This window comes from Streptomyces alboniger (assembly GCF_008704395.1).
In the GTDB taxonomy this organism is placed as follows: domain Bacteria; phylum Actinomycetota; class Actinomycetes; order Streptomycetales; family Streptomycetaceae; genus Streptomyces; species Streptomyces alboniger.
Window position 1 is genome coordinate 1,763,178 of sequence record NZ_CP023695.1, and the last position, 25,729, is coordinate 1,788,906.

Here is a 25,729-nt window from a genome sequence, read left to right on the forward strand (position 1 = left end):
GGCACGCGGGACGCGGGGCTCAACTCACGCGTTCGGCGCGGTGCTTGACTCCGCGCAGCCGCACCGTGGCGGGCAGGCCCGCCAGGCCCGCCGAGTCGCGGGCGCGCGCGAGGACCTCGGAGGAGAACCGGTGCAGCGCCTCGGAGGGCGTGGCGTCGGGCGTGAGGACGAGGTCCACGCGCGCCCGCGGTGTGCCGCGGCGCCCGGTCAGGGCGGTGTGGGCGCGCTCGACGCCGTCCAGCACCTCGGCCTCACCGGCCAGCACCTGCTCCAGGGCGCGCCCGCGCAGCAGTGCGCCCTCGCCGTCCCCGGTCTCCACCAGGACCTCCGCGAGGCGGCGCCTGCGCAGCTGTGCCGAGAGCCACCACAGGGCGAGCAGCACCACGAGGGCGAGGCCGCCGATGACCGTGGGCCAGAACCATCCCTCGTCCCGCCGGCTCGTCCGGTCGGCGGCGCTGAGCAGCACGTCGTGCCGCCCGTCGTGGATCCACCAGGAGGGCGGCGAGGCGCCGAGCCCGATGGCCAGCACCGAGCCGCCGAGGACGAGCAGCACGAGCCCGGCCAGGGCGAGGAGCACGCGGTTGACCGTGCGCGGCATCGCGCTCACCCCTTCTTTCCGGGCCGGGCGACGTGGACCGAGAGTCCGGGGGCACGCGCGAGGCCGAGGTCGCGGATGCCGTCGGCCAGGGTGGCGTCCAGGTCACCGCGTACGTCGTCGAGTTCACGGAAGTGCGAGACGGCCCGCACGTTCACCTTGGAGCGTGTCATGCGCACCCGCACGGACTGCACGCCGGACACGTCCATGGCGCGGTCGCGCAGCACCGTGGCGGCGGCACCGCGGTCCAGCCCGGCGCGTACGTCGGAGCCGGTGCGCCGCATCGGCAGGAGCGCGCGCTGCCCGGGGGTCGCGGCGAGCACGATGAGCCAGAGTCCGGCGAGGGCGGCGACGGCGGCCCCGGCGAGCACCGCGGCGTCGTCCAGGGGCCGCTCGCCGAGCTGGTGTGCGAGTTCGCGCCGCCAGCGCATCGCGGGGTGGCCGGCCCGCACGGCGACGATGTCGTACAGGAGGAGCCCCGCGCCGCCGAAGATCAACAGGGCGAGGAGCGCGGCGGGGACCCGGCGCGGGGACCAGAACCGGGAGGCCTTGCCGCCGGCGTCCTCGGCCGCGAGCGTGGGCAGTGGGTGAGGGGTGGCGCCGGACGCCGGCCTGCCGGGTTCGTCCTGGCCCTGCCGCGCCTGTCCGACGACCGGCAGCGGCTGCGTGGCGCCGCTGCCCGGGGGTTCGCTCATCGTGTCCTCCCCTGCGCGGCGACGCGTACCCGCGCCGAGTGCAGCCGCTCCACCTGGACCACCACCTCGGGCACGTCCATTCCCGCCAACGCCTCGACCCGCTCGGCGACTTGCTGACGCACGGCACCGCACTGGCGGCCGATGTCGCAGGGGTAGTCCAGTTCGAGGCTGACGCGGACGCGGGCGGTGCCGAACGGGGTCCGCCCCGCTCGCGCGGAGTCGTGCGGGGGCGCGAGCACGGAGACCGTGGCGTGCGGCGGGGCGCCGTCGGCGGGTACCGACTCCACCGCCTCGCGCGCCGCCCGTGCGGCGATCTTCGCGACGACCCGGTCGGCGATCCGGGTGGCGCCGCGCTCCCCGGGAGCGACCTGTGCCGCCACCGCTCACCTCCCCCGGTCGCCGCGGGTACGGAAGAACTCGCCGGGCTCCAGGTCCCCCTCGAGGAACCGGCCGGCCACGAAGCCGATGGCTCCCAGGGCGGCCACCAGCAGGAACGCCCCGAATCCGCCGAAGTATCCGGCGAAGCCGAGCGCCATTCCCGCCACCATGCCGATCACGGCCATGCTCATCTCGTGCGCTCCTTAGCGAGACGCGACTGAAGGTTGGGTTGCTACTGGAGGCGGCCCGGAGGCTCCTCGTCGTCCTCGTCGGGCAGCTTCACGTCACTGACCGCGATGTTGACCTCGACGACTTCGAGCCCGGTCATGCGCTCGACGGCCGCGATCACGTTCTCCCGTACGTCCTGCGCGACATCGTCGATCGGCACGCCGTACTCGACGACGATCTCCAGGTCCAGCGCGGTCTGTACCTCGCCGACCTCGGCCTTCACCCCGCGCGATACGGATTTCGAGCCGCCGGGGACCCGGTCGCGCACGGCCCCGAAGGTCCGCGCGAGGCCGCCGCCCATCGCGTGCACGCCCTCGACGTCCCGCGCGGCGAGCCCGGCGATCTTCTCGACGACTCCGTCCGCGATGGTGGTGCGGCCCCGGCTCGCGGCGTCGCCGCCGCCGCGCCTGGTCGCGCCCGTCAGGCCTTCGTTCGGGGAGTCCTTCTCCAGCGTCTGAGCCGTCTTCCGCTCTCCGGTGTCGGTCATCGCCGTGCCGTCCGTTTCGAAAGGGGATCTGCTTTCTTTGCCCACATTAAGACGGGTTGCGCGGCAGCGCTCCAGGGATGCGGCAGGCTGGAGCCATGACGGGTGACGGTTGGACCGAGGCGGTGCGCCGACAGCTGGGCCTCGGCCGGGTGCTGCCACTGGGTGGCGCGCGGGACGGCACATGGGTGACGGAGTCGGCGGCGGGCGGCGCGCTGCGGCACGCCGCGCGAGGAGTGACCGGCGTGCGCCTCGGCACGCTCCGGATCGCCCTGGCCGATCCCGGCGGCGCGTACGTGGCGGCCGTGCCGCCACCGCCGAGCGCGCTGCCGCCGGGGCCGCTGCGCGTGACGGCGGACTTCGCTGCCGCCACCGGCCGGCCGCTGCCCGCCGCGGCGGACCTGCTGCGCGCCGCGCTCTCCGGGGCCTCGGACCGGCTCGGTCTGGTGGTCGACGAGGTGGATCTGCGGGTGACGGCGCTGCTGGACGAGAGCGCCGAGCCCGGGGACGTACGCGCTGAAGCGCCCCGGGGCTGCGAGGCATGGGCGCCCGAGGGCGACAGCGCCGAGGCGCGCGCCGGGCGGGCCGCCCTGGGGGTGCCCGGGGTGACCCGGCTGACGGGGGCGCTCGGCCCTGCCGTGCACATCGAGGAGCGCCCGGCGACGGGCGCGCTGCCGCGCCGCCACGCGCGTGTGGAGGTCGCGACGGACCGGGAGCACCGCGCCCTGGACGTGGCGCTCGCGGTCCGCGCGGCGGTCGCCGACGCCCTGCCGGATCATCCTTCGGTGGCCGTGCTGGTCACGGCGGTGGACTAGGTGTGTCCGGCGGACCGGCCGGGACCCGGCGCCGGCCGGGTGTCAGTCGCCGAGGCCCGCGAGGTCGCGCAGACGGCGGCCCTGGGCGGCGCGCTCGGCGACGCGCTGCTCTTCGTAGGAGCGGCCCGTGGCGCCCTGGAGCAGCATCTTGGTCTCGATGACCGCGTCACGCGGCGCGGAGATCAGTGCGGCGGCCAGGTCCTTGGCGGCGGCGTCGAGTTGGTCCGCGGGCACGACGAGGTTGGCGAGGCCCACGCGCTCGGCCTCGTCCGCGTGGACGAAGCGGCCGGTGGCGCAGATCTCAAGGGCGCGGGCATAGCCGACGAGCCCCACGAGCGGGTGCGTGCCGGTGAGGTCGGGGACCAGGCCCAGGCTGGTCTCGCGCATGGCGAACTGCACGTCGTCCGCCGCGATCCGCAGATCGCAGGCGAGCGCGAGCTGGAAGCCGGCGCCGATGGCGTGGCCCTGGACGGCGGCGATGGACACGATGTCGCCGCGCCGCCACCAGGTGAACGCTTCTTGGTACTCGGCGATCGTGGCGTCGAGGACGTCGTCCTCGCCGCGTGCCATATCGATGAAGGACGGCTCGCCGTCGAAGCCCTCGGGCGTGAACGCCTGCCGGTCCAGGCCCGCGGAGAAGGACTTGCCCTCGCCGCGGAGCACCACGACGCGGACACTGCCGGGCAGCAGCTGACCAGCCTCGGCCAACGCCCTCCACAGCGCGGGAGATTGGGCGTTTCGCTTGGCCGGATTGGTCAGCGTCACCGTGGCGACGGCCTCGTCGATGGTGAGGCGTACGCCGTCCTTGTCGAGAACCGGTGCGAGCTCGCTGTCGGACGAAGCCATGGGTGCCTCCGATGGGATGCAGTCGGGCCGGGCGCAGGAGCGCCCGTAAGTGACTGCACAGTAACCACCCGGGCGATCACACGATCGACCGGGTGGTCACCATCGGACCACCGGACTGCGTGCCGCCGGCCGTCAGGCGGAGGCGACCTTCTTGCCTCGCGTCGCCCCACCGCGTCCCCGCAGCGTGACGCCGGATTCGCTGAGCATCCGGTGCACGAACCCGTACGAACGGCCGGTCTCTTCGGCCAACGCCCGGATGCTCGCACCGCCGTCGTACTTCTTCTTCAGGTCTGCCGCGAGCTTTTCGCGCGCGGCGCCGGTTACCCGGCTGCCCTTCTTCAGAGTCTCGGCCACCCGAATGCCTCCTCATGGGAAGTGCGCTCTGGACTTCTCATGATCACCCCTTGCGGGCTTCCTGGCCACCCATTCGGCAAGGTCCGTACGACAAGGTTTGCCGCTCAGGAAGGGGACATCACGATCGGAATGAGTGATTCCGCGTATGGGATTGTGCTCATCCGATTGCGCTGAGCGACGAACGGCCAGGTCAGCGGGGTGCGGGACGGGAGAGCCGTCACTATGCCGTCGCGGCCCCAAAATCCGTGTATGACACACCTCGGTACGAGGACAGCTCACACAGATGAGGGATCACGGATCGGCCGAATGATCCATACGCAGTGGATCAGTGGTTCGATCACGCTGTGTGGACGCCCCCGGGAGGCGGCCGGACGGGCGGCGGGGCTCAGGCGAGCGCGACCAGGTCCGCGTAGTCCTGGCCCCACAGGTCCTCGACGCCGTCCGGCAGCAGGATGATCCGCTCCGGCTGGAGGGCCTCCACCGCGCCCTCGTCGTGGGTGACGAGGACGACCGCGCCCTTGTAGGTGCGCAGGGCGCCGAGGATCTCCTCGCGGCTGGCCGGGTCGAGGTTGTTGGTGGGCTCGTCGAGGAGCAGGACGTTGGCCGAGGAGACGACGAGGGTCGCGAGGGCGAGCCGGGTCTTCTCGCCGCCGGACAGCACACCGGCCGGCTTGTCGACGTCGTCCCCGGAGAAGAGGAACGAGCCGAGCGTCTTGCGCACCTCGACGAGGTCGAGGTCGGGGGCGGCCGAGCGCATGTTCTCCAGGACCGTGCGCTCGGGGTCCAGGGTCTCGTGCTCCTGCGCGTAGTAGCCGAGCTTGAGGCCGTGGCCCTCGATGACCTGGCCGGTGTCGGGCTTCTCGGCGCCGCCGAGCAGCCGCAGCAGCGTGGTCTTGCCCGCGCCGTTGAGGCCGAGGATGACGACGCGCGAGCCCTTGTCGATCGCGAGGTCGACGTCGGTGAAGATCTCCAGCGAGCCGTACGACTTCGACAGGCCCTCGGCCATCAGCGGCGTCTTGCCGCACGGCGAGGGCTCGGGGAAGCGGAGCTTGGCGACCTTGTCGGACTTCCGCTCGGCCTCCAGGCCGGCCAGCAGTTTGTCCGCGCGGCGGGCCATGTTCTGCGCGGCGACGGTCTTGGTGGCCTTCGCGCGCATCTTGTCGGCCTGCGAGTGCAGGGCGGAGGCCTTCTTCTCGGCGTTCTGCCGCTCGCGCTTGCGGCGCTTCTCGTCGGACTCGCGCTGCTGCTGGTAGAGCTTCCAGCCCATGTTGTAGACGTCGATCGCGGAGCGGTTGGCGTCCAGGTAGAAGACCTTGTTGACGACCGTCTCGACGAGGTCGACGTCGTGGGAGATCACGATGAAGCCGCCGCGGTACGTCTTCAGGTAGTCGCGCAGCCAGACGATCGAGTCGGCGTCGAGGTGGTTGGTCGGCTCGTCCAGGAGGAGCGTGTCGGCGTCCGAGAAGAGGATGCGGGCCAGCTCGATACGGCGGCGCTGACCACCGGAGAGCGTGTGCAGGGGCTGGCCGAGCACGCGGTCGGGGAGGTTCAGCGCGGCGGCGATGGTGGCGGCCTCGGCCTCGGCGGCGTACCCGCCCTTGGTGAGGAACTCCGTCTCCTGGCGCTCGTACTGCTTCAGGGCCTTCTCGCGGGTGGCGCCCGAGCCGCTGGCGATGCGCTGTTCGTTCTCGCGCATCTTGCGGATCAGTACGTCGAGTCCGCGGGCGGACAGGATGCGGTCGCGGGCGAGCACGTCGAGGTCGCCGGTGCGGGGGTCCTGGGGGAGGTAGCCGACCTCTCCGGAGCGGGAGATCGTGCCGCCCGCGGGGATGCCCTCGCCCGCCAGGCACTTGGTGAGGGTGGTCTTGCCCGCCCCATTGCGGCCGACGAGGCCGATGCGGTCGCCCTTCGCGATGCGGAAGCTGGCGTTCTCGATGAGGATGCGGGCGCCGGCGCGCAGCTCGATGCCGGAAGCGGTGATCACGGGGGTACTCCTGAACAGGGTGGACGGCGAGAGGGACGACTGGTTGCTCTAGGCCGGTGTCTACGCCGTCCAACTGAGGAGAGGAGCTGCCATGGCAGCCATTCTAACGGGCGAACGCAACTAGTTTTCTGGGCTGCTGCCGCCGCCGCGGCCCCGCTCCAGGTCTCCGTTGCCCAGCGGTGTGCGGCCGGGGACGATCCTTCCGTAGTCGTCCACCGCGATGACCTGCGAGGTCCAGGAGGTCGTGGTACCCGCGCAGGGCTGGGCGACCAGGAGAGCGCCCTCGCGGCGCAGCGAGCGGGCCGGTTCGAAGGCGCAGCCCCGGCGGGCGGGCAGGACCCAGCGCAGGTCGCCGTCGGCGGCGCGGTAGGCGGCGATGCGGTGCGGGGTGACGACCGCCAGCATGCGGGCCCCCGCGCTGAGCGGCTGGAGCACTCCGGCGCCGCCGCGCGCCGCGGCGGTGCGCAGCCAGGGGGCGCTCTCAGGGATGGCCCGGTGCCAGCGCACGGAGCCTCCGCCGGCCCGCTCGGTATCGGTCACGAGCCCGTCGCTCCAGAGCGTGAAGGCGTGCCCGGGCTCGGCCAGGAGCCTAAGGGGCCGACGCCCTTCACGCGTGTACGTCCAGCGCGGCTCCCCGCTCCCCACGTCGTACGCCTCGACGGCCCGCCCCTTCGCGCGCAGGGCGGGTTCGACGGGTTCGGCGCCGGGGTTCTGGTCGTCCACGCGCGCGTGGACGGTGAGGCGGTCTCCGAAGGGGGCGGGCCGCGAGTGGTGGGCGGCGGTGACGAGCGGCAGGGCGAGCAGCGCGAGGACGAGGGGGATCGCGAGGCGGGTGCCGGTCGGTTTCCGGGAGGGTTGGGGTGGGATGGGTTTGGTGGTCGGTGGGGGTGGGGTGGGGCTCACGGTCGGCGGGAGTGCGGTGGGGCTGGTGGTCGGCGGGAGTGCGGTGGGGGTGGTGGTCGGCGGGGGCGCGGTGGGGGTGGTGGTCGGTGCGGGTGGCAGAGCGGTCATGACGCCCCCCTTCGGTACCACTGGCCCACGGATCAGGCGCAGAGCGTAGCGGCGGGGACGCGGGCGGGTGGGGCGGCGGCGGTGCGACACGGCGCGGGACGTGGTGCGCGTCCCCCGTTCGGACCTCCGTCCGGCGCCGCGGGAGAGCGGGCGTACCAGGATGAAGTGGCCGGAGTCCCGGTGCGGGGCGGCGGGTGCCGCCCCGGGTGCGACACAGAGGGGTGCGCCCATGCAGTTCGACGACGACGCGAACCTGGACACCTCCGAGGTGCAGGACGTGCGCGGCAGCCGGATCCCCGGCGGCCGCGCGACCGTCGGCGGCGGCATCGCCGGCCTCATCGCGCTGGTGCTCGGCCTCGTCTTCGGAGTGGGCCCCGACCAGCTGGGCCTCTCGTCCGGCGACGAGGAGCCCGAGGCCTCGTCCTCGTCCCTGGCGCAGGTGCAGCAGAGCTGCCGCACGGGCCGGGACGCGAACACCAAGGACGACTGCCGCATCGTGGCGGTGGTCAACAGCGTCCAGGACTTCTGGCGCCCGGAGTTCCAGCGCAGGCGCGCCTCGTACTCCCCCGCGCCCACCGTCCTGTTCACCGGCCGCGTGGGCACCGCCTGCGGCACGGCGACCTCGGCGGTCGGCCCCTTCTACTGCCCCGGCGACCGGAAGGTCTATCTGGACCTGGGCTTCTTCGACGAGCTGCGCACGAAGTTCGGCTCCAACGGCGGCCCCTTCGCACAGGCATACGTCGTGGCCCACGAGTACGGGCACCACGTCCAGAACCTGACGGGCGTCCTGAGACGCTCCCAGGACGGCCGTACGGGCCGTGACAGCAACGCCGTGAAGGTCGAGTTGCAGGCGGACTGCTACGCCGGGGTCTGGGCACGGCACGCGACCCGCAGCCCTGACGAGCGTACGGGCAAGCCGCTGATCAGCAGTCTTGACGAGGCGGACATCCAAGACGGCCTGGACGCGGCGGCTGCGGTCGGCGACGACCGGATCCAGGAGAAGTTCCAGGGGCGGGTCACCCCCGAGTCCTGGACGCACGGCTCGGCCGAGCAGCGCCAGCGGTGGTTCTACCAGGGCTACCGCACCGGCGACATGGGGCAGTGCGACACCTTCCGATGACACACCTTCCGACGGCACACCTTCCGGTGAGACACCTTTTGGTGAACACGTATCTGAGCTGAGCGGAGTGACCGGCATGACAGGCGACGGCGGCGGTCGGCCGAGCATCTTTCCCACGTTGCTGTACGCGGACGCGAAAGCCGCGATCCGGCAGCTGACGGAGGCCTTCGGCTTCACCGCGGTGCACGTGTACGAGACCGACGACGGCGGCGTCGCGCACGCCGAGCTGGCCCAGGGGAACGGCATGGTGATGCTCGGCTCCAAGGGCACGGACAGTGTCTACGACCGGGCGATGCGGGGCGCGGGGCCGTGCGGGGTGTACGTCGTGGTGGACGACGTCGACGCCCACCACCGGCGTGCCGAGGAACACGGCGCGGAGATCCTGATGCCCCCGACCGACCAGGACTACGGCTCGCGGGACTACATGGCCCGGGACGCCGAGGGCAACGTATGGAGCTTCGGCACGTACGCCCCCGAGACGGGCGCGGCGCCCGAGGCAGGGGCCTGAGACCTACTCCCCGCCGGTGTGCACCTGGAAGGCGGCGCGGCGCACGGCCTTGGCGAGCGCCGGGTCGGGGTGGGCCGCGGCGAGGGCGACCAGGACCTGGACGGTGCGGGGGTGGCCCGCGCGGCGGACCTCGTCGAGGAGGGCGGGGACGGTTGGTTGGACCGCCGACTCCAGGTGACGGACGAGGAGTTGGGCCTCGCCGTGGTCGGCGACGGCCGCCGCGGTGTCGATCCACAGCCACGTGGACTCCTCGCGGGTCAGCACGAGGTGGACGTCCTCGGGGTCGGCGCCCTCCTGCTCGGCGAGCCACAGCAGGGCGTAGGGGCGCAGCGAGGCCTCGTCGAGGACGGCTCTGACCTCCGCCTCGGCCGGGGCGCCGACCACGCGCAGGGCCTCGAAGGCGAGGCCGCGCAGCAGGGCGTCCTGGCCGCGGGCGGCGGTGAGCAGGTCGGTGACGGCGCTGCCGACGGGGCGGGCGGCGAGCCAGGCGCGGTATTCGGCGCGGGCCGCGTTGGGGCGCAGGCGGGCGCAGCCGCGCAGCATGTCCTCGGCGGACTGCTCGATGTGCCCGGCGGGGCTCTGCGCGGCGACGCAGATCTGCTCCAGCTTGACCCAGACCGCCCAGCTGCCGAGCGGGGTGAGCGTGGCCTGCCCCTCGGCGTAGGTGAGCGCGCCGACGGCGGCGAGGCCGTGCAGGGCCCAGTCGAGGAGGGCCGGGAGCGCTCCCGCCTCCTCCGGACGGTCGGCCGGGGTGGCGGCCTCGGCCTCGGGCTGGGGCTGGGGCTGGGGGCCGTAGGGGATCTCGCAGCGCTCGGTGCGCAGTTCCGTGACGCGCTGGTCCAGGAGGTCGAGCAGCTGCGGCACCGGGACGGGGCCCGCCGAGAGCTGGAGGAAGGACAGGACCTGCGGCATGGCCTCGACGACCTCGGCGACCGCGCCGGGGGCGAGGTCGTCCGGCGCCGGGTGGGCCAGTGACCAGGCGTCGAAGAGCGCGACCCAGCCGCGCAGCACGGCGGTGTCGTCGCGGTCCCAGGCGCGCAGGCGCCAGCCGGGGCGAGCGCTGTCGCCGTGCACCTCGACGAGGCCCGCGAGGCGCGCGGTGTCCCAGTCGGCGCGGACCTGAGCGGGGGTCAGTCCCAGTTCGGCCGCGGCCCGTTCGGCGGTGGCGTCGGAGAGGGTGCCCTTCCCGCCGGGCTTCGCGCCGGTGCGGCCGGACCCGGGGCGCAGGGCGGCGTCGGCCCAGCGGGCGACCCGCGCGGCGTCGGCGAGGACGGCGCGCGCCCGCCCTGCCAGCTCCGAGCGCGCGGGGGTGCCCTCGGGCGGGCGGGGCGCAGGACGGCGCGTGCGGCGGTTGCTCACCGCGCCGGGGGCGGCGGAGAGGGGCCGCGCTGGGTCGCGCTGGGCCTCTCCTCGCTTCTCTGCCCTCGGGTAGGGGGCGCGGACGAGTCGGAGCCTGGAGTCGCGCGGGGTACGGGACGTCACGGGAGCAGTCTTCCTGTTGACGGTCCGAAAACCCAAACGGAATGGCGACAGCTGCCTTCACGAGGCCGTGCCGAGGGGCCCGAGTGGTCACATCAAGGGGGTGAGGAAGCGGCGCAGCGCCTCTTCGTAGCCCGCCGGGTCGGCGTTCCACATGGCGCCGTGGGGCGCGCCGGGGACGACGCGGAGCGTGACCAGCTCCGGACGCCGCCGGGCCAGTTGACGGGAGAGGGCCCAGGGGGCGATGGCGTCGTCGGGGCCGTGCAGGAGGAGGGTCGGGACCTTCAGCGCGTCGGGGTCCGCGGCCGCCAGGACGCGGTCGCCGCGCAGCCCCGTGCGCCCCTGCGCTGCGCGCACCGCGAGCGGCAGGAGCGGTCCCGGGGTGCGGCGGGCCACGGCGAGGGCGCGCAGGGTGGTCTCCCAGTTGAGGACCGGGGAGTCGAGGACGAGGCCGCTGACGCGGTCGCGCAGCGCCGAATGGGCGGCGGCGTGCAGGCACATGGTGGCGCCGGTGGACCAGCCGTGCAGGATGACGTTGCGGGCGCCGTACCGCACGGCGTAGCGGATCGCGGCGTCCAGGTCGCGCCACTCCGTCTCGCCGAGATGGCCGAGGCCGTCCGCGGAGCGGGGCGCGCCCGGGTCGCCGCGGTAGGCGAGGTCGAGCACGGGGAGCCGCAGGCGGCGCAGGAAGTCCATGACGACCATGGGGTGTTCGCGGGTGGTGCCGAGGCCGTGCACGGTGATGACCCAGGTGTCCCGGACGCCGGGTACGAACCAGGCGGGCAGGCCGCCCAGCTCGCCGGGGATGTCGACGTCCGCGTGGTCGATGCCGAGCGCGGCGTGCGGGTCGCCGATGTGGACCTGTGGGGTGAGCCAGACCCTCGCGCCGGGTTCCAGGGTGCCGTGGGTGACGGCTTCGAGGCGGCGTACGACCGTGTCGGCCGCGTGCGGGGCGGACTCCAGGACGGGGCCGACGATCGCGTGGGTGCCGTTGCCGCTCAGGCCGTAGGTGCCGGGGCGCAGGCTCGCGAGGGCGCGGGTCAGGGAGATCTGGCCGGCGGCCGTGGCGTGCACGGTCAGGCGGGGCTCCGTCGGCAGCGGGCGGCCCGCCGGGGCCTTGAGGGCGGCGTCGCTGGCGAACCGGCCCGCCGCGATCGCGGCTGCGGCTGTCCCCAGGGCTGCTGTGACTGCGGTGACGGCCGCTGCCGTCGCTTTGGCTGGGCGCACTGTCCCAGTGTCCGGGGCGTGCGGCCCGGGGGCCAGTGGGCGGTGCTCACGGAGTGACCCGACGCAGGCGGCTCAAGGGGCGGCTCAAGGGGGCGGCTGCTGGCCGTAGCCCCTCAGCTTCTCCTCCGCTTCTTTCAGACGCTCGGGAGAGAGAAGCGTCGGAGTGCGGCCCGGCACGGCCGAGGCCGTGAGCCAGAGGCGGGACATCCATTCCAGTTGCGCCGTGCGGTCGTACGCCTGGGGCAGGGAGTCTCCGTAGGTGACGGTTCCGTGGTTCTGGAGGAGGCACCCCGTCCGGCCGCGCAGGGCCTGGAGCATGTTCCGCGCCAGCTCCTCGGTGCCGTAGAGGGCGTAGGGGGCGACACGGACCGGGCCGCCGAGGGCGCCTGTCATGTAGTGGACCCCCGGCAGCTCGGGGACCAGCATGGAGACGGCCGTGGCGTGCACCGCGTGGGTGTGGACGACGGCCCTCGCGTCGGTGGCGCGGTAGATCGCGAGGTGCATGGGCAGCTCGCTGGTGGGCGCGAGGTCGCCGAGGACCTGCCGCCCTCCGAGGTCGACGCCGACCGCGTCCTCGGGGCCGTCGGGCCGCAGCCGGTCGTAGGGCACCCCGCTCGGGGTGACGAGGACCGTGTCACCGACCCGCACGGAGACATTGCCCGAGGTGCCGACGACCAGGCCGTCCGTCACCGTCCTGCGGGCCGTCTCCACCAGCTCGCGCCACGCCCGCCCGACGGCGTCCCGCTCCGCGCCCTGCCGCTGCTCAGTCATGGGGCGATCCTGCCAGCCGGGCGCGCGGCCCCGAAGCGGCGTGACAAGGATCTCTTCCGCGGCGCCGGGGACCCCCGGGACCGGGGCGCGAGAAGGGCGCGCGCGAGGGTGGTGGAAGGCGACACTCCGCCCGGATTCGTGGCCTGGCCGCGCCACTCCGTACGATCGTGATCAGTCACCTGATGGAGACGGAGCGGCGGCGCTCCACTTTGGGTCACCGCGCCGCCCGACCCAGTTCACTTTCCGTTCACCCAGGTTGCCTACGTTCCACATGCCACTGACGTCCAACAGAAGCCTGGGTAAATGGAACACATCACGCTTCTCCTCGGGATCGTGATCGTCACCGCTCTCGTGTTCGATTTCACGAACGGTTTCCACGACACTGCCAACGCGATGGCGACGACCATCTCGACCGGCGCTCTCAAGCCCAAGACGGCGGTGGCCATGTCCGCCGTGCTGAACCTCGTCGGAGCCTTCCTCTCCGTCGAAGTCGCCAAGACGATCTCCGGCGGCATCGTCAACGAGGACGGCCTCAAGACCGAGGTCATCTTCGCCGCGCTCGTCGGCGCGATCCTCTGGAATCTGCTGACCTGGCTGGTGGGCCTGCCCTCCAGCTCCTCCCACGCCCTCTTCGGCGGCCTCATCGGCGCCGCGGTCATGTCGATGGGCTGGTCGTCGATCAACGGCGGCACCGTCGTCACCAAGGTGCTGATCCCGGCCCTCGCCGCGCCGCTCGTGGCGGGTCTCGCCGCGACACTGGCGACGCGCCTGACGTACCGCATCGGCCGCAACACCGACACCAGGGCGACGGCCAAGGGCTACCGCGCGGGCCAGATCGCCTCCGCGGGCCTCGTCTCGCTGGCGCACGGCACGAACGACGCGCAGAAGACCATGGGCATCATCACGCTCGCCCTGGTCACCGGCGGTGTCCTGAACCCGGGCGCGAACCCCCCGATGTGGGTCATCGTCTCGGCCGGTGTGGCCATCGCCCTCGGCACCTACCTCGGCGGCTGGCGCATCATCCGCACCATGGGCAAGGGCCTCACCGACCTCCAGCCGCAGCAGGGCTTCGCCGCCCAGACCAGCGCCGCGACGGTCATCCTGGCCTCCTCGCACCTGGGCTTCTCGCTCTCCACCACCCAGTCCTGCTCCGGCGCCGTGATGGGCGCGGGCCTCGGCCGCAAGGGCGGCGTGGTCCGCTGGTCGACCGCGACCCGGATGTTCGTCGCGTGGGGTCTGACCCTGCCGGCCGCCGGTCTGGTCGGCGCGGGCGCCGAGTTCCTCACCAAGCAGGGCCCCTGGGGCATCGCGGTCACCGCGGCGCTCCTGATCGCCGGCTCGGCCGTCATCTGGGCGCTCTCGCGGCGCAACTCCGTGGACCACACCAACGTCACCGACGACGAGATCCGCCACGGCCACGACACCGCGGGCACCGAGCCCGTGGGCGTCGTGACCACCGCGATCGCCGCCGTCCAGCCGCCCCCGGCCGGCCCGCTGGCCGCCGTGGGGGCCCCCTCCGACGACCCGGTCAAGGCCACCATCGCGGCCCCGACCTCGACCACGACCGGCGCCATGGCGGACCCCGCCCGGCCCGCGACGGTGTAAGGACACATCAGCATGAACATCGACTGGGCAGCTCTCGGCTCCGTCTTCGGAGTCAGCCTCGCCGTGACGGTGGCTCTCGTGGGCCTGTTCACCCTCGGCATCATCGGTCTCTCCAAGCAGGAGACGGCGTCCGCGTCGGGCGGCGGCTCCGCGGCCATGGCGCGCACCGGCGCGTACGCCTGCTTCGCGCTCTGCGCGGCGGCCGTGGCGTACGGGATCTATCTGATCGTCGCCTGAGGGCAGCGGGGCCCGCATACGACGGTGGGGGTGCGGGACGTGTACACGTCCCGCACCCCCACCGTCGTATGCGGGCCCCGCTGTGGAGCGCCGCTGTGGGGCTCCGCACACTCTCCCGCCGCAGGTCAACGGCGAGTTGACGGGCGTTCGCGGGGCGTGGTGGACTGCCGGGGCCAACTACGGCGGCAGAAGAGGAAGCCGGTGCGAATCCGGCGCGGTCCCGCCACTGTCACCGGGAAGCCACGACGCTCCCCGGAAGCCAGGAACTCTCGCCGCCGATCACGTCGAACCAGGGCGCGGACACCCTGAGTGAGGACATATCGCCATGCGCGGCCGCCCGTTGCCGGACCAGTTCCCGAGCGTCAGCTCCCTCCTCCGCACGACGACGGGCTGAGCCCATGAGTGCCGACCGCGACTTCGCGTACGGCGCCGCCGCCGGCCTCCTCGGCGACCTGCTGCTCGGCGATCCCCGCCGGGGCCATCCGGTCGCCGCGTTCGGGCGTACGGCGGCCGCCGTCGAGCGGGCGCTGTGGCGGGACCACCGCGGGTGGGGCGCGCTGCACGCCGTGGTGTGTGCCGGGGGCGCGGCGGGTGCCGCCACCCTCGCCGCTCGTCTTGTACGCCGTTCCCCCGCCGCGTCCGTCGCGCTGACCGCCGCCGCGACCTGGGCCGTGGTCGGCGGTACCTCGCTCGGCCGGGAGGCGCGGGCCATCGGCGGGGCGCTGGCCGCCGGTGACGTGGAGGTGGCCCGGGAGCGGCTGCCCCATCTGTGCGGGCGGGATCCGCAGGCGCTGGACTCCGACGGGATCGCGCGCGCCGTCGTCGAGTCCGTCGCCGAGAACACCTCCGACGCGGTGGTCGGCGCCCTGGTGTGGGGTGCCGTCGGCGGGGTGCCGGGGCTCGTCGCCTTCCGCGCCGTGAACACCCTCGACGCCATGGTCGGCCACAAGTCGCCCAAGTACCGCCGCTACGGCTGGGCCTGCGCCCGGCTCGACGACGTCCTCGGGTGGCCGGGGGCGCGGCTCACCGCCGCCCTGGCCGCTCTCGCGGGGGACGCGCCCGCCGGAGCCGTGCGGGCGTGGCGGGCCGATGCCGCGAAGCATCCGAGCCCCAACGCCGGGCCCGTCGAGGCGGCCTTCGCCGGGGCGCTGGGCGTGCGGCTGGGCGGGACCCTCTCGTACGCGGGGCGCGTCGAGCACCGGCCCGTGCTGAACGCGGACGGCCGGGACGTCGGCGTCGAGGACATCGAGCGGGCCGTGAAGCTGTCGCGGCGGGTCAGCTGGCTGGCGCTGGGAGTCGCGGTGGCGGCCCGCCGGGTGCTGCGCTCGGCGAACACCCCACGGTCGGCGAAGTCAGGGAGAAACTCATGAGTGGTGGACTGCTGGTCGCCGGGACCACCTCGGACGCGGGCAAGAGCGTCGTCACCGCCGGGATCTGCCGGTGGCTCACCCGCAAGGGCGTGGCCGTCGCGCCGTTCAAGGCACAGAACATGTCGCTCAACTCCTTCGTCACCCGCGAGGGAGCGGAGATCGGGCGGGCGCAGGCCATGCAGGCGCAGGCCGCCCGCGTCGAGCCGAGCGCGCTGATGAACCCCGTACTGCTCAAGCCGGGCAGCGACCGCTCCAGCCAGGTCGTGCTGATGGGCAAGCCGGTGGGCGAGATGAGCGCGCGCGGCTACCACGGGGGGCGGCAGGCGGCGCTGCTCGACACCGTCGTGGGATGCCTGGAGGAGTTGCGGGGCAGCTATGACGCCGTGATCTGTGAAGGGGCGGGCAGTCCCGCCGAGATCAATCTGCGGCGCACCGACATCGTGAACATGGGGATCGCGCGGGCCGCCCGCTTCCCCGTCCTGGTGGTCGGTGACATCGACCGGGGCGGGGTCTTCGCGTCCTTCTTCGGGACGACGGCACTGCTGAGCGCGGCCGACCAGGAGCTGGTGGCCGGGTATCTCGTCAACAAGTTCCGGGGTGACGTCTCCCTCCTCGAACCCGGTCTCGACATGCTGCACGGCCTCACCGGGCGGCGCACGTTCGGCGTGCTGCCGTTCCGGCACGGGCTCGGCATCGACGAGGAGGACGGCCTGCGGGTCTCCCTGCGGGGCGCCGTGCGGGAGTCGACGGTGGCGCCCCCGGTCGGCGAGGACGTGCTGCGGGTCGCGGTGTGCGCGGTACCGCTGATGTCCAACTTCACGGACGTGGACGCGCTGGCCGCGGAGCCGGGTGTCGTCGTGCGGTTCGTGGACCGGGCCGAGGAACTGGTCGACGCCGACCTCGTGGTCGTACCGGGAACGCGCGGCACCGTGCGGGCCCTTGAGTGGCTGCGCGAGCGCGGGCTCGCGGACGCCCTCGCGCGCCGCGCCGCCGAGGGGCGGCCGGTGCTCGGGATCTGCGGCGGCTTCCAGGTCCTCGGCGAGCACATCGAGGACGAGGTCGAGTCGCGGGCGGGTTCGGTGGACGGCCTCGGGCTGCTGCCGGTGCGGGTGCGGTTCGCCCGCGAGAAGACCCTGGCGAGACCGGTGGGCGAGGCCCTCGGCGAGCGCGTCGAGGGGTACGAGATCCATCACGGCGTGGCCGAGGTCGCGGGCGGGGAGGCCTTCCTGGACGGCTGCCGGGTCGGCGAGGTGTGGGGCACGCACTGGCACGGGTCGCTGGAGAGCGACGCGTTCCGGCGCCGGTTCCTCGCCGAGGTGGCGCGCGCGGCCGGGCGCCGCTTCGTCCCCGCCCCGGACACCTGCTTCGGCGCGCTGCGCGAGGAGCAGCTCGACCTGCTCGGTGACCTGATCGAAGAACACGCGGACACGGACGCCCTGCTCGGCCTGATCGAGAAGGGGGCGCCGGCCGGGCTGCCGTTCATCGCGCCCGGAGCGCCGTCGTGAGCGCCGCCCCGCACTACCGCTTCAAGGAGGCTCTGTGAGTACCCCGTACCCGTTCACCGCTCTCGTCGGGCAGGACGACCTGCGGCTCGCGCTCTTGCTGAACGCCGTCTCGCCCGCCGTCGGAGGCGTACTCGTACGGGGTGAGAAGGGCACCGCCAAGTCCACCGCCGTACGCGCGCTTTCGGCGCTGCTGCCCGAGGTGCCGGTCGTCGCCGGGTGCCGCTTCTCGTGCGACCCCGTGGCGCCCGACCCGAACTGCCCCGACGGCCCGCACGACAGCGGCGGCGCCACGGCGCGGCCCGCGCGGATGGTGGAGCTGCCGGTCGGCGCGTCCGAGGACCGGCTCGTCGGCGCCCTCGACATCGAGCGGGCGCTCGCGGAGGGGGTCAAGGCCTTCGAGCCCGGACTGCTCGCCGACGCGCACCGCGGCATCCTCTACGTCGACGAGGTCAACCTCCTCCACGACCACCTGGTCGACCTTCTCCTGGACGCCGCCGCCATGGGCGCCTCGTACGTGGAGCGCGAAGGCGTCTCCGTGCGGCACGCCGCCCGCTTCCTGCTCGTCGGCACCATGAACCCCGAAGAGGGCGAGCTGCGGCCGCAGTTGCTCGACCGGTTCGGCCTCACCGTCGAGGTGGCGGCGTCCCGCGAGACGGACCAGCGCGTCGAGGTCGTACGGCGTCGGCTCGCGTACGACGACGACCCCGAGGGATTCGCCGGGCGCTGGGCCGAGGATGAGGCGGCGTTGCGGGAGCGGGTCGTGGCGGCGCGTGCGCTGCTCCCCCGAGTGACCCTGGGCGACGGCGCGTTGCGGCAGATCGCGGCGACCTGCGCGGCCTTCGAGGTCGACGGGATGCGCGCGGACATCGTGATGGCCCGCACGGCGACGGCCCTGGCCGCCTGGGCCGGGCGTACGGACGTGGAGAGCGAGGACGTGCGGCAGGCCGCGCTGCTCGCGCTGCCGCACCGCAGGCGCCGCAACCCCTTCGACGCGCCGGGGCTCGACGAGGACAAGCTCGACGAGACGCTGGAGGAGGCGCGCGAGGACGAGGCTCCCGAGCCTGACGGGACTCCCGAGCCGCCCGAGGGCGACGACGACCCCGACGGCGGCGGTCCCGACGGTGGCGGCCCGGGCGGCGGGCAGCCCCCCGCGGACGGCCCGGACTCCCCCGAACTGCCGTCCCAGAACCAGGGCCCGGAGGCCGAGGAAACCTCGGCCCCGCAGGAGCCCGTCCCGGCCCCCGGCGGCGCCTCCGGTGAGCAGCAGGCCGTGCGCGCCGCCGAGCCCTTCCGTACGAAGATGCTGAGCGTGCCCGGCATCGGCGAGGGCGCGGCCGGGCGGCGCTCCCGCGCCCGTACCGAGCACGGACGTACGACGGGCTCGCGTCGGCCGCGGGGCGCGCTGACCAAGCTGCACCTGGCGGCGACCGTGCAGGCCGCGGCTCCGCACCAGAAGGCCCGTGGCCGCTCCGGCGCCGGTCTCGTCGTACGCCGTGACGATCTGCGGCAGGCGACGCGGGAGGGCCGTGAGGGCAACCTCGTGCTGTTCGTCGTGGACGCCTCCGGGTCGATGGCGGCGCGGCAGCGGATGAGCGCCGTGAAGGGTGCCGTGCTCTCCCTCCTCCTCGACGCCTACCAGCGGCGCGACAAGGTGGGTCTGGTGACGTTCCGCGGCAAGGACGCCGAGGTCGCGCTGCCGCCGACGTCGTCGGTGGACGCGGCCGCCGCCCGGCTCGAATCGCTGCCGTCCGGCGGACGCACCCCGTTGGCGGCGGGCCTGCTGAAGGCCCACGACGTGCTGCGGATCGAGCGGCTGCGGGACGCGGCGCGGCGGCCGCTGGTGGTCGTGGTGACGGACGGGCGCGCCACGGGCGGCGTGGAGCCGGTGGCGCGGGCCGGGCGGGCAGCACGGCTGTTCGCGGCCGAGGGTGTCGCCTGCGTGGTCGTGGACTGCGAGTCGGGTTACGTACGGCTCGGTCTGGCCGGGCAGTTGGCGGGCGAGCTGGGCGGGACGGCCGTGACGCTCGACGAGCTGCGGGCGGACTCGATCGCCGGTCTCGTCAAGGACGTACAAGGAACCCGTGGGGGTTCGACTTCGAGGAGGGCCGCTTAATGCCGCAGGGACAGCCGAGTGTCGTACCGGACGACGGGCTCACGACGCGCCAACGCCGCAACCGCCCGCTCGTCTTCGTCCACACGGGCATCGGCAAGGGCAAGTCGACCGCCGCGTTCGGGCTCGCGCTGCGGGCCTGGAATCAGGGGTGGCCGATCGGTGTCTTCCAGTTCGTGAAGTCGGCGAAGTGGAAGGTCGGCGAGGAGAACGCGCTGAAGGTGCTCGGCGCCTCCGGTGAGGGCGGCACGGTCGCCTGGCACAAGATGGGCGAGGGCTGGTCGTGGATCCAGCGCGCCCCCGCCGAGGGCGAGTTGACCAACGAGGACAAGGCCCGCGAGGGCTGGGAGCAGGTGAAGCGGGACCTCGCCGCCGAGACGTACAAGCTGTACGTCCTCGACGAGTTCGCCTACCCGATGCACTGGGGCTGGATCGACACGGACGAGGTCGTGGAGGTGCTGCGCGACCGGCCCGGTACACAGCACGTCGTCATCACCGGGCGCAACGCCCCGCAGAAGCTGATCGACTTCGCGGACCTCGTCACCGACATGTCCAAGGTCAAGCACCCCATGGACGCCGGGCAGAAGGGGCAGAGGGGCATCGAGTGGTAGCTCGCCTCGTCATCGCGGCGCCGTCGTCGGGCAGCGGCAAGACGACCGTCGCGACGGGCCTGATGGCCGCCTTCGCGGCGGCTGGGCTCGCCGTGTCCCCGCACAAGGTGGGGCCGGACTACATCGACCCCGGCTACCACGCCCTGGCGACCGGTCGTCCCGGCCGCAACCTCGACGCGTACCTGTGCGGCCCCGACCTGGTCGCGCCGCTGTTCGCGCACGGCGCCGCCGGGTGCGATCTCGCCGTGATCGAGGGCGTGATGGGGATGTACGACGGGGCCGCGGGCCAGGGCGAACTGGCCTCCACGGCACATGTCGCCAAGCTGCTGCGGGCGCCGGTGGTGCTGGTCGTCGACGCGTCGTCGCAGTCGCGTTCGGTGGCGGCGCTGGTGCACGGCTTCGCCTCGTGGGACCCCGAGGTGCGGGTCGCGGGCGTCATCCTCAACAAGGTCGGCTCGGACCGGCACGAAGCGCTGCTGCGGGAGGCCTTGGAGGCGTCCGGGGTGCCGGTGCTCGGCGCGTTGCGTCGCGCTCCCCAGGTGCGGGCTCCCTCGCGGCATCTGGGGCTCGTGCCGGTCGCCGAGCGGCGGGCGGAGGCGGTGGAGTCCGTCGCCGCGTTGGCCTCGCAGGTGCGGGAAGGGTGCGACCTGGACGCCCTGTTGGCACTGGCACGCAGTGCGGGGCCCCTGCCGGGTGTGGCATGGGACCCCGTGTCGGGGCTCGGGTCATCACCGGCTTCGCCGAATTCGTCCTCGACCGCCGGACGGACTGGAGCTGCCCCCCGCGTCGCTGTCGCCGGTGGGGCCGCCTTTACGTTCTCGTATGCCGAGCACGCCGAGCTGCTGGCCGCCGCCGGGGCCGAGGTCGTACCGTTCGACCCCCTCCATGACGAGGAGCTGCCGGAGAGGACCGCCGGGCTGGTCATCGGGGGCGGGTTCCCCGAGGTGTACGCGCCGGAGCTGTCCGCCAATGAGCCGCTGCGCAAGGCCGTGGCGGAGCTGGCGGCGTCCGGGGCGCCCGTGGCCGCCGAGTGCGCGGGGCTGCTGTACCTCTCCCGTGAGCTGGACGGGAAGCCGATGTGCGGGGTGCTCGACGCGCAGGCGCGGATGTCGCAGCGGCTGACGCTGGGCTATCGCGAGGCGGTCGCCGTGTCGGACAGCGTGCTCGCGGCGGCCGGGACGCGGATGCGGGGCCACGAGTTCCACCGCACGGTCGTCGAGCCGGGGGCGGGGGCGGCTCCCGCCTGGGGGCTCCACCAGCCCGAGCGGCGCGTCGAAGGCTTCGTACAGGCGAATGTGCACGCCAGCTATCTGCATACGCACTGGGCCGCGCGGCCGGACATCGCGCGTCGCTTCGTCGAGAGCTGTACCCCGTGAACGCGCGGGGCGGCTCGCGGGGCAGCGCGCGGGGCGGCTCATTCGGCGATGCCCACCACGGCCCAGATGAACGCCGCGCCCGCCACGGTGCACAGCAGCGTCGAGCGGGCCGGGTGGTCGTGGTGGGCCTCGGGCAGGATCTCGGCGGCCGCGAGGTACAGCAGTGCCCCGCCGAAGAAGCCGAGATAGCCGCCGAGCGGCCCCTCCGGGATGGTGAGGAGCAGCGTCGACGCGGCGCCCACCACCGGGGCCACCGCGTCCGCGAACAGCATCGCGAGGGCCTTGCGGCGGGCGTTCCCGTACAGGCTCGTGATCGTGTACGTGTTGAAGCCGTCCGCGAAGTCGTGGGCGATGACCGCGAGCGCCACGGCCGCGCCCATGCCGCCGCCCACCTGGAAGGCGGCGCCGATGGCGACGCCGTCCATGACGCTGTGGCCCACCATCGCGGCGGCCGCCGTGAGCCCCACCTGGGGGACCCGGCCGTTCCCGTGCCCGCCGGCGCCGTGCGCGGCCTGCCGGACCGCGAGGAGGCGCTCCACCAGGTGGGCGAAGAGGAAACCGGCCACGAAGAAGAGCAGGGCCGCCGGGACGCCGAACACCGGCTCGCCTGCGGCGTCGAGCGCCTCCGGCAGCAGGTCGAGGCCGACGACACCGAGCATCAGACCGCCCGCGAGCCCCAGGACGAGGTGGCGCCGGTCGGTGACCCGCTGGGCAGTCCAGCCGCCCACCAGGGTCATGAGGAAGGCGCCGAGCGCCACGAACACCGCCATGGGCCCTTGCTAGCCGATTGACCCCCCGTCGCGCACATCTCTCCCTCCGTGTCCCCCCACCTGCTGTGAAAGGACCCCTTCATGGACCCCTCCATGGGCCACTCCATGGGCCACTCCATGGCTGACGTCCAGGTGCTCGTCGTGGGCGTCGGCGCCTGCGAGGACGCTCCGCTGGAGGAGGTGCTCGGGCTCGTACGGGACGCGGTGCGCGAGGCCGGTTTCTCCGAGGGGGCGGTCGCCGAGCTGGCGACGGTCGACGTGAAGGCCGAGGAGCCGGGGATCGTCGGGGCGGCGGCGCGGCTCGGGGTGCCGCTCGTGGCGTACTCGGCGCGTGAGCTGGCGGCGGTGCGGGTGCCGAATCCGTCCCTCGCGTCGCGTGCGGCGGTGGGGACGCCGTCCGTGGCGGAGGCGGCGGCGCTGCGGGGCGGCGGCGAACTCCTCGTCCCCAAACGGAAGTCGGCACCGGTGGGGCGCCCGTCGATGGCGACGTGCGCGGTGGCCCGCCGCGGCGGCGCGGCCGGGGGGCCCGGCCTCGGCCACGACCTGCGCCACCACGGGGACGCGGAGGTGCGGGACGACGGCGCGGACCTCACCGACCTCGCGGTGAACGTACGGACCGGCACTCCCCCGGCGTGGCTGAAGGAGGTCGTCGCCTCCTCCCTGGACGGCCTGGCCGCCTATCCGGACGGCAGGCAGGCGCGGGAGGCGGTGGCGGCACGGCACGGCGTGACCCCGGACCGCGTGCTGCTCACGTCGGGCGCGGCGGAGGCCTTCGTACTCGTCGCGCGCGGCCTGAAGATCCGTCACCCTGTGGTCGTGCACCCGCAGTTCACGGAGCCGGAGGCGGCGCTGCGGGATGCCGGGTACGAGGTGGGGCGGGTGCTGCTGCGGGAGGAGAGCGGGTTTCGTCTGGACGGGTCGGCGGTGGTTCCGGAGGAGGCCGACCTCGTGGTCGTCGGCAACCCGACGAACCCGACGTCCGTCCTCCACCCGGCCGCTTCGATCGCCGCGCTGGCGCGGCCCGGGCGGATCCTGGTGGTGGACGAGGCGTTCATGGACGCGGTGCCGGGTGAGCGGGAGGCGCTGGCGGGCCGTACGGACGTGCCCGGCCTGGTCGTGCTGCGCAGCCTCACGAAGACGTGGGGCCTGGCCGGGCTCCGCATCGGCTACGTCCTCGCCTCCCCCGACGTGATCGCGGCGCTCACCCGGGCGCAGCCGCTGTGGCCGGTGTCCACGCCGGCGCTGGTGGCGGCGCGGGCGTGTGTCGGCCCGCGGGCCCTGGCGGAGGCCGGCCACGCGGCGCACCGCGTCGCGGCGGACCGGTCGCACCTCCTCGCGGGCCTGGCGAAGCTGGCCCCGCTCGGGGTCCGCGCGGTGGGCCCCGCGGAGGGGCCTTTCGTACTGGTCCGCGTGCCCGACGCGCTGGGGGTACGGGACCGTCTGCGGGAGCGGGGCTTCGCCGTGCGGCGGGGCGATACGTTCCCTGGCCTGGGTCCGGACTGGATCCGCCTGGCGGTCAGGGACCGCACCACGTCGGACCGCTTCCTCGCCGCGCTGGGCGCGGTGCTGGGCTCCTAGCGGCCGTTTCCTCCCGTGTGGATCTCCAGGGCGGTGCGCACGGCGGACTCCACGGCTCCCTCGATCCATGCGGGTTTGACGGACGTGTGGTCCCCGGCGAAGTGCAACGGCCCTTCGGCCACGGGGATGGCGGGCAGCAGCTCGGTGTGCTGGCCGGGCAGGAGCACGGACGCCTCTCCGTAGGCGTAGGGGTCGCGCAGCCAGCTCTGTGTGCGGCCCGCGCCCGTGTAGAAGACCTCGATGCGCTGGCCGTAGACCTGCTGGAGGCCGCACAGGGCGTACGGGTACCGCGCCTCGTCGTCCAGTGAGTCCCAGCGCTGCGCGTCGCCCGCCCAGCTGTAGGAGGCCAGGACCACGCCTCCCGCACTGCCCGGGACCGGATGGGACGGGTGGAACATGAACCGGTTGGCGTTGTCCGACAGCGAGCCGCCTCCCGTGACGTCGACCGCCTCCGGCTGTTCGCGTGCGATCGCGCGGTGGGCGGCGTAGTGGGTGCGCTGGCCCGCCGTGATGTATCCGGCGGGTACGGAGGGGTGGGCTCCGAGGAGGCTGCCGTCCGCCGCCGCCCGGCCGGTGCGGTAGGCGTCGTACAGACCGGGGTCGATGGCGCGCAACTCCCTTTTCCATTCGGCCTCGTCCCACTCCCACCAGCGTCGGCTGAACTCCAGCAGCACCTTGGTCGCGCTGTCGTAGTGCAGTTCGCCGACCGCCCGGCGCTTGGCGTACGACAGGGGCGGGGTCACCTGTACGTGGCGCAGCCCGGAGAAGGGCACGGTGACCACGGCGACGTCCGCGGTGAACTGCTCGCGTACGACCGGGCGTCCGCGCCCCTCCGACACCGTGTCCACCCACACGTGCGGGCCCCTGCCGCGGACGTGCTCGGCGTCCGGCGAAGGGCGGTCGGGGTGGTGGTACTGGATGCGGGTGACCCGGCGGTCGAAGCGCACGTTCTTGCGGACGCGCTCCAGCAGGGCGTCCGGCAGTACGGCCGTGCCGCCCTCCAACTCGTAGAAGGGCGTGCTGGGGCTGATGAGGGAGGAGCCGATGAAGCTGTGGATGAAGGACAGCGGGAGGCGGGAGGTGAGGTTCTCCAGGGTGCCGATCAGGTCGATGGTCCGTTCGTCGAGACCGGCGTGCTCGGTGAGGAAGCGGAACATCGACCAGTCGCCGAACCGCCGCACCACCCGGGCCCAGCCCCGCAGCCGCTCGGGCAGCGGCTTGTCGACCCGTGCGCCGTCGTGGTCGAGGTAGCTGAATTCGTCGCGCACCGGGTCCAGTGCGGAGCGCAGGATGGCGGCGGCCGGGGTGTCCCAGTGGGCCCGGGGGACGCCGAACGAGCGGTTCACGCGCCGGGGCGCGCGTGCGTAGTCGGCACGCCGCACGCGGATGCCGTTGACGTGGATCCAGGTGCGGTGGGCGGGACGTCCCTCGCTGTCGACGTCCACGTAGTGGAACCGCCGCTTCTTCAGGGCGAGCTGGTCGATCAGTTCCATCACCAGGGGGTGGCTGCCCGGGATGCGCATCGCGCCCGCTTCGGCGTACTGGCGGGGGTCGGCGAAGGGCTGTTCGGCGTTCTCGTGCCCACCGCGGCGGAAGGTCTTGATGCGTCCGCCCGCCCGGTTGCCGTTCGCTTCCAGCACCGTCACGCGGTGGCCGGCCCTCGTCAGCAGCCAGGCGGCCACAAGACCGGCCGGGCCGGCGCCGATGACCAGGACGTTCTTGGGCCGTGACCGTCGAAGCGCCGGCAGCCCCTTCTGGAGGACGCTCTGGTAGCGCGGGACGAGGGGACGGTCGTCGGAGTCCAGTACGAGGAGCGCGCGAGCGACGGCCAGACACCGCTCGAAGTCGGCACCAGGGCTTTCCCTCGGGAGGGCCGGTGCGGGCAGAGCCGCGGCGACGCCGCCGGACAGAGCCATGGCCACAGGGGCCGTGCCCGCCACCGCCGCGAAGCCCCTCCGGGAGAGACCGCCGTCCGAACGCGCCACTGCCTGATCTTCAGTCATGGCCGTCTTTGTACAGGCGGCCGCGCACGGGCGCCCGCCCCCTTCCCGGGCATTGACCCGAAGGAACCA

25 protein-coding genes and 1 riboswitch are annotated in these 25,729 nt (G+C 73.7%); of the genes, 11 read left to right on the forward strand and 14 right to left on the reverse strand.

Going from position 1 to position 25,729, the window contains the following annotated elements:
• Positions 1-19: 19 nt before the first annotated feature.
• The 5 genes from amaP to CP975_RS07695 are packed head-to-tail and all read right to left on the reverse strand — an operon-like array spanning position 20 to position 2,383.
• The gene (gene amaP, locus CP975_RS07675) at positions 20-598 is read right to left on the reverse strand and encodes an alkaline shock response membrane anchor protein AmaP (protein ID WP_055535210.1); all 579 of its coding nucleotides are present in this window, start codon (positions 596-598) and stop codon (positions 20-22) included.
• A gap of 5 nt (positions 599-603) precedes the next feature.
• Positions 604-1,290 (reverse strand): DUF6286 domain-containing protein, encoded by a 687-nt coding sequence (locus CP975_RS07680; protein ID WP_055535150.1) that lies wholly within the window; start codon positions 1,288-1,290, stop codon positions 604-606.
• On the reverse strand, positions 1,287-1,670 hold the full coding sequence (locus CP975_RS07685; RefSeq protein WP_055535149.1) for an Asp23/Gls24 family envelope stress response protein: 384 nt from the start codon (positions 1,668-1,670) through the stop codon (positions 1,287-1,289). The genes CP975_RS07680 and CP975_RS07685 overlap by 4 nt, the downstream gene beginning before the upstream one ends.
• 3 nt (positions 1,671-1,673) lie before the next feature.
• Positions 1,674-1,859, reverse strand: a complete 186-nt coding sequence (locus CP975_RS07690; protein WP_030789704.1) for a hypothetical protein — start codon at positions 1,857-1,859, stop codon at positions 1,674-1,676.
• A gap of 41 nt (positions 1,860-1,900) precedes the next feature.
• Positions 1,901-2,383: an Asp23/Gls24 family envelope stress response protein gene (locus tag CP975_RS07695; protein ID WP_055535147.1), complete on the reverse strand. Its 483-nt coding sequence runs from the start codon at positions 2,381-2,383 to the stop codon at positions 1,901-1,903.
• Between the two features lie 95 nt (positions 2,384-2,478).
• Here CP975_RS07695 and CP975_RS07700 point away from each other — a divergent pair, with 95 nt between their 5' ends.
• Entirely contained in the window at positions 2,479-3,195 is a 717-nt protein-coding gene (locus tag CP975_RS07700; RefSeq protein WP_055535145.1) for a hypothetical protein, read from the forward strand.
• Between the two features lie 42 nt (positions 3,196-3,237).
• Here CP975_RS07700 and CP975_RS07705 read toward each other — a convergent pair whose 3' ends face one another.
• The 4 genes from CP975_RS07705 to CP975_RS07720 form a co-directional block, all read right to left on the reverse strand.
• A complete protein-coding gene (locus tag CP975_RS07705) occupies positions 3,238-4,041 on the reverse strand; it encodes an enoyl-CoA hydratase/isomerase family protein (RefSeq protein ID WP_055535143.1) in 804 nt (267 codons plus the stop codon).
• Positions 4,042-4,173: 132 nt separating this feature from the next.
• A complete protein-coding gene (locus CP975_RS07710; protein ID WP_030789717.1) occupies positions 4,174-4,395 on the reverse strand; it encodes a helix-turn-helix domain-containing protein in 222 nt (73 codons plus the stop codon).
• A gap of 385 nt (positions 4,396-4,780) precedes the next feature.
• Entirely contained in the window at positions 4,781-6,379 is a 1,599-nt protein-coding gene (locus tag CP975_RS07715; RefSeq protein ID WP_030789720.1) for an ABC-F family ATP-binding cassette domain-containing protein, read from the reverse strand.
• 120 nt (positions 6,380-6,499) lie between these two features.
• Entirely contained in the window at positions 6,500-7,390 is an 891-nt protein-coding gene (locus CP975_RS07720) for a PQQ-like beta-propeller repeat protein (RefSeq protein ID WP_246201428.1), read from the reverse strand.
• A 229-nt stretch (positions 7,391-7,619) separates the two neighbouring features.
• On the opposite strand from CP975_RS07720, the gene ypfJ reads away from it, so the two are divergent.
• Positions 7,620-8,510, forward strand: coding sequence for a KPN_02809 family neutral zinc metallopeptidase (ypfJ, locus tag CP975_RS07730; protein ID WP_055531612.1), 891 nt, complete (start codon positions 7,620-7,622; stop codon positions 8,508-8,510).
• A 76-nt stretch (positions 8,511-8,586) separates the two neighbouring features.
• Positions 8,587-9,018, forward strand: coding sequence for a VOC family protein (locus tag CP975_RS07735; RefSeq protein ID WP_055531610.1), 432 nt, complete (start codon positions 8,587-8,589; stop codon positions 9,016-9,018).
• 3 nt (positions 9,019-9,021) lie between these two features.
• Here the strand turns inward: CP975_RS07735 and CP975_RS07740 are convergent, their stop codons facing one another.
• From CP975_RS07740 to CP975_RS07750, 3 genes are all read right to left on the reverse strand, one after another.
• Positions 9,022-10,500: a hypothetical protein gene (locus CP975_RS07740; protein WP_167532673.1), complete on the reverse strand. Its 1,479-nt coding sequence runs from the start codon at positions 10,498-10,500 to the stop codon at positions 9,022-9,024.
• 87 nt (positions 10,501-10,587) lie between these two features.
• The gene (locus tag CP975_RS07745; protein ID WP_055531608.1) at positions 10,588-11,724 is read right to left on the reverse strand and encodes an alpha/beta hydrolase family protein; all 1,137 of its coding nucleotides are present in this window, start codon (positions 11,722-11,724) and stop codon (positions 10,588-10,590) included.
• Positions 11,725-11,808: 84 nt separating this feature from the next.
• Entirely contained in the window at positions 11,809-12,495 is a 687-nt protein-coding gene (locus tag CP975_RS07750; protein WP_055531606.1) for a class II aldolase/adducin family protein, read from the reverse strand.
• Between the two features lie 303 nt (positions 12,496-12,798).
• On the opposite strand from CP975_RS07750, the gene CP975_RS07755 reads away from it, so the two are divergent.
• The 7 genes from CP975_RS07755 (at position 12,799) to CP975_RS07785 (ending at position 21,309) form a co-directional block, all read left to right on the forward strand.
• A complete protein-coding gene (locus CP975_RS07755) occupies positions 12,799-14,100 on the forward strand; it encodes an inorganic phosphate transporter (protein ID WP_055531604.1) in 1,302 nt (433 codons plus the stop codon).
• 12 nt (positions 14,101-14,112) lie between these two features.
• Positions 14,113-14,337, forward strand: coding sequence for a hypothetical protein (locus CP975_RS07760; RefSeq protein ID WP_030791037.1), 225 nt, complete (start codon positions 14,113-14,115; stop codon positions 14,335-14,337).
• Positions 14,338-14,488: 151 nt separating this feature from the next.
• Positions 14,489-14,608, forward strand: a riboswitch (cobalamin riboswitch).
• A 127-nt stretch (positions 14,609-14,735) separates the two neighbouring features.
• Positions 14,736-15,707 (forward strand): cobalamin biosynthesis protein, encoded by a 972-nt coding sequence (locus CP975_RS07765; protein ID WP_055531602.1) that lies wholly within the window; start codon positions 14,736-14,738, stop codon positions 15,705-15,707.
• Positions 15,704-17,212 (forward strand): cobyric acid synthase, encoded by a 1,509-nt coding sequence (locus CP975_RS07770; protein WP_055531600.1) that lies wholly within the window; start codon positions 15,704-15,706, stop codon positions 17,210-17,212. The genes CP975_RS07765 and CP975_RS07770 overlap by 4 nt, the downstream gene beginning before the upstream one ends.
• Positions 17,213-17,246: 34 nt before the next feature.
• Positions 17,247-19,325, forward strand: coding sequence for a putative cobaltochelatase (locus CP975_RS07775; RefSeq protein ID WP_055531598.1), 2,079 nt, complete (start codon positions 17,247-17,249; stop codon positions 19,323-19,325).
• Complete coding sequence (gene cobO / locus CP975_RS07780) at positions 19,325-19,933, forward strand: cob(I)yrinic acid a,c-diamide adenosyltransferase (protein WP_030791051.1); 609 nt, start codon at positions 19,325-19,327, stop codon at positions 19,931-19,933. The genes CP975_RS07775 and cobO overlap by 1 nt, the downstream gene beginning before the upstream one ends.
• The gene (locus CP975_RS07785; protein WP_055531596.1) at positions 19,927-21,309 is read left to right on the forward strand and encodes a cobyrinic acid a,c-diamide synthase CobB; all 1,383 of its coding nucleotides are present in this window, start codon (positions 19,927-19,929) and stop codon (positions 21,307-21,309) included. Before cobO ends, CP975_RS07785 begins: the two co-directional genes overlap by 7 nt.
• 38 nt (positions 21,310-21,347) lie before the next feature.
• On the opposite strand, the gene CP975_RS07790 is transcribed toward CP975_RS07785, so the two are convergent.
• The gene (locus CP975_RS07790; RefSeq protein ID WP_055531594.1) at positions 21,348-22,079 is read right to left on the reverse strand and encodes a ZIP family metal transporter; all 732 of its coding nucleotides are present in this window, start codon (positions 22,077-22,079) and stop codon (positions 21,348-21,350) included.
• Positions 22,080-22,160: 81 nt separating this feature from the next.
• Between CP975_RS07790 and cobC the strand changes: the two genes are divergently transcribed.
• Positions 22,161-23,657, forward strand: a complete 1,497-nt coding sequence (gene cobC / locus CP975_RS07795; RefSeq protein ID WP_425474232.1) for an Rv2231c family histidinol phosphate aminotransferase CobC — start codon at positions 22,161-22,163, stop codon at positions 23,655-23,657.
• On the opposite strand, the gene CP975_RS07800 is transcribed toward cobC, so the two are convergent.
• Positions 23,654-25,660, reverse strand: a complete 2,007-nt coding sequence (locus tag CP975_RS07800; RefSeq protein WP_055531592.1) for a flavin monoamine oxidase family protein — start codon at positions 25,658-25,660, stop codon at positions 23,654-23,656. The genes cobC and CP975_RS07800 overlap by 4 nt on opposite strands.
• Between the last annotated feature and the right edge of the window lie 69 nt (positions 25,661-25,729).

Bases quoted from the DNA above. Each gene is read 5' to 3' on its own strand.
- amaP (WP_055535210.1), bottom strand. From the start codon at position 598: ATGCCGCGCACGGTCAACCGCGTGCTCCTCGCCCTGGCCGGGCTCGTG.
- CP975_RS07680 (WP_055535150.1), bottom strand. From the start codon at position 1,290: ATGAGCGAACCCCCGGGCAGCGGCGCCACGCAGCCGCTGCCGGTCGTC.
- CP975_RS07690 (WP_030789704.1), bottom strand. From the start codon at position 1,859: ATGAGCATGGCCGTGATCGGCATGGTGGCGGGAATGGCGCTCGGCTTC.
- CP975_RS07695 (WP_055535147.1), bottom strand. From the start codon at position 2,383: ATGACCGACACCGGAGAGCGGAAGACGGCTCAGACGCTGGAGAAGGAC.
- CP975_RS07700 (WP_055535145.1), top strand. From the start codon at position 2,479: ATGACGGGTGACGGTTGGACCGAGGCGGTGCGCCGACAGCTGGGCCTC.
- CP975_RS07705 (WP_055535143.1), bottom strand. From the start codon at position 4,041: ATGGCTTCGTCCGACAGCGAGCTCGCACCGGTTCTCGACAAGGACGGC.
- CP975_RS07720 (WP_246201428.1), bottom strand. From the start codon at position 7,390: ATGACCGCTCTGCCACCCGCACCGACCACCACCCCCACCGCGCCCCCG.
- ypfJ (WP_055531612.1), top strand. From the start codon at position 7,620: ATGCAGTTCGACGACGACGCGAACCTGGACACCTCCGAGGTGCAGGAC.
- CP975_RS07735 (WP_055531610.1), top strand. From the start codon at position 8,587: ATGACAGGCGACGGCGGCGGTCGGCCGAGCATCTTTCCCACGTTGCTG.
- CP975_RS07750 (WP_055531606.1), bottom strand. From the start codon at position 12,495: ATGACTGAGCAGCGGCAGGGCGCGGAGCGGGACGCCGTCGGGCGGGCG.
- CP975_RS07755 (WP_055531604.1), top strand. From the start codon at position 12,799: ATGGAACACATCACGCTTCTCCTCGGGATCGTGATCGTCACCGCTCTC.
- CP975_RS07760 (WP_030791037.1), top strand. From the start codon at position 14,113: ATGAACATCGACTGGGCAGCTCTCGGCTCCGTCTTCGGAGTCAGCCTC.
- CP975_RS07765 (WP_055531602.1), top strand. From the start codon at position 14,736: ATGAGTGCCGACCGCGACTTCGCGTACGGCGCCGCCGCCGGCCTCCTC.
- CP975_RS07770 (WP_055531600.1), top strand. From the start codon at position 15,704: ATGAGTGGTGGACTGCTGGTCGCCGGGACCACCTCGGACGCGGGCAAG.
- cobO (WP_030791051.1), top strand. From the start codon at position 19,325: ATGCCGCAGGGACAGCCGAGTGTCGTACCGGACGACGGGCTCACGACG.
- CP975_RS07790 (WP_055531594.1), bottom strand. From the start codon at position 22,079: ATGGCGGTGTTCGTGGCGCTCGGCGCCTTCCTCATGACCCTGGTGGGC.
- cobC (WP_425474232.1), top strand. From the start codon at position 22,161: ATGGACCCCTCCATGGGCCACTCCATGGGCCACTCCATGGCTGACGTC.
- CP975_RS07800 (WP_055531592.1), bottom strand. From the start codon at position 25,660: ATGACTGAAGATCAGGCAGTGGCGCGTTCGGACGGCGGTCTCTCCCGG.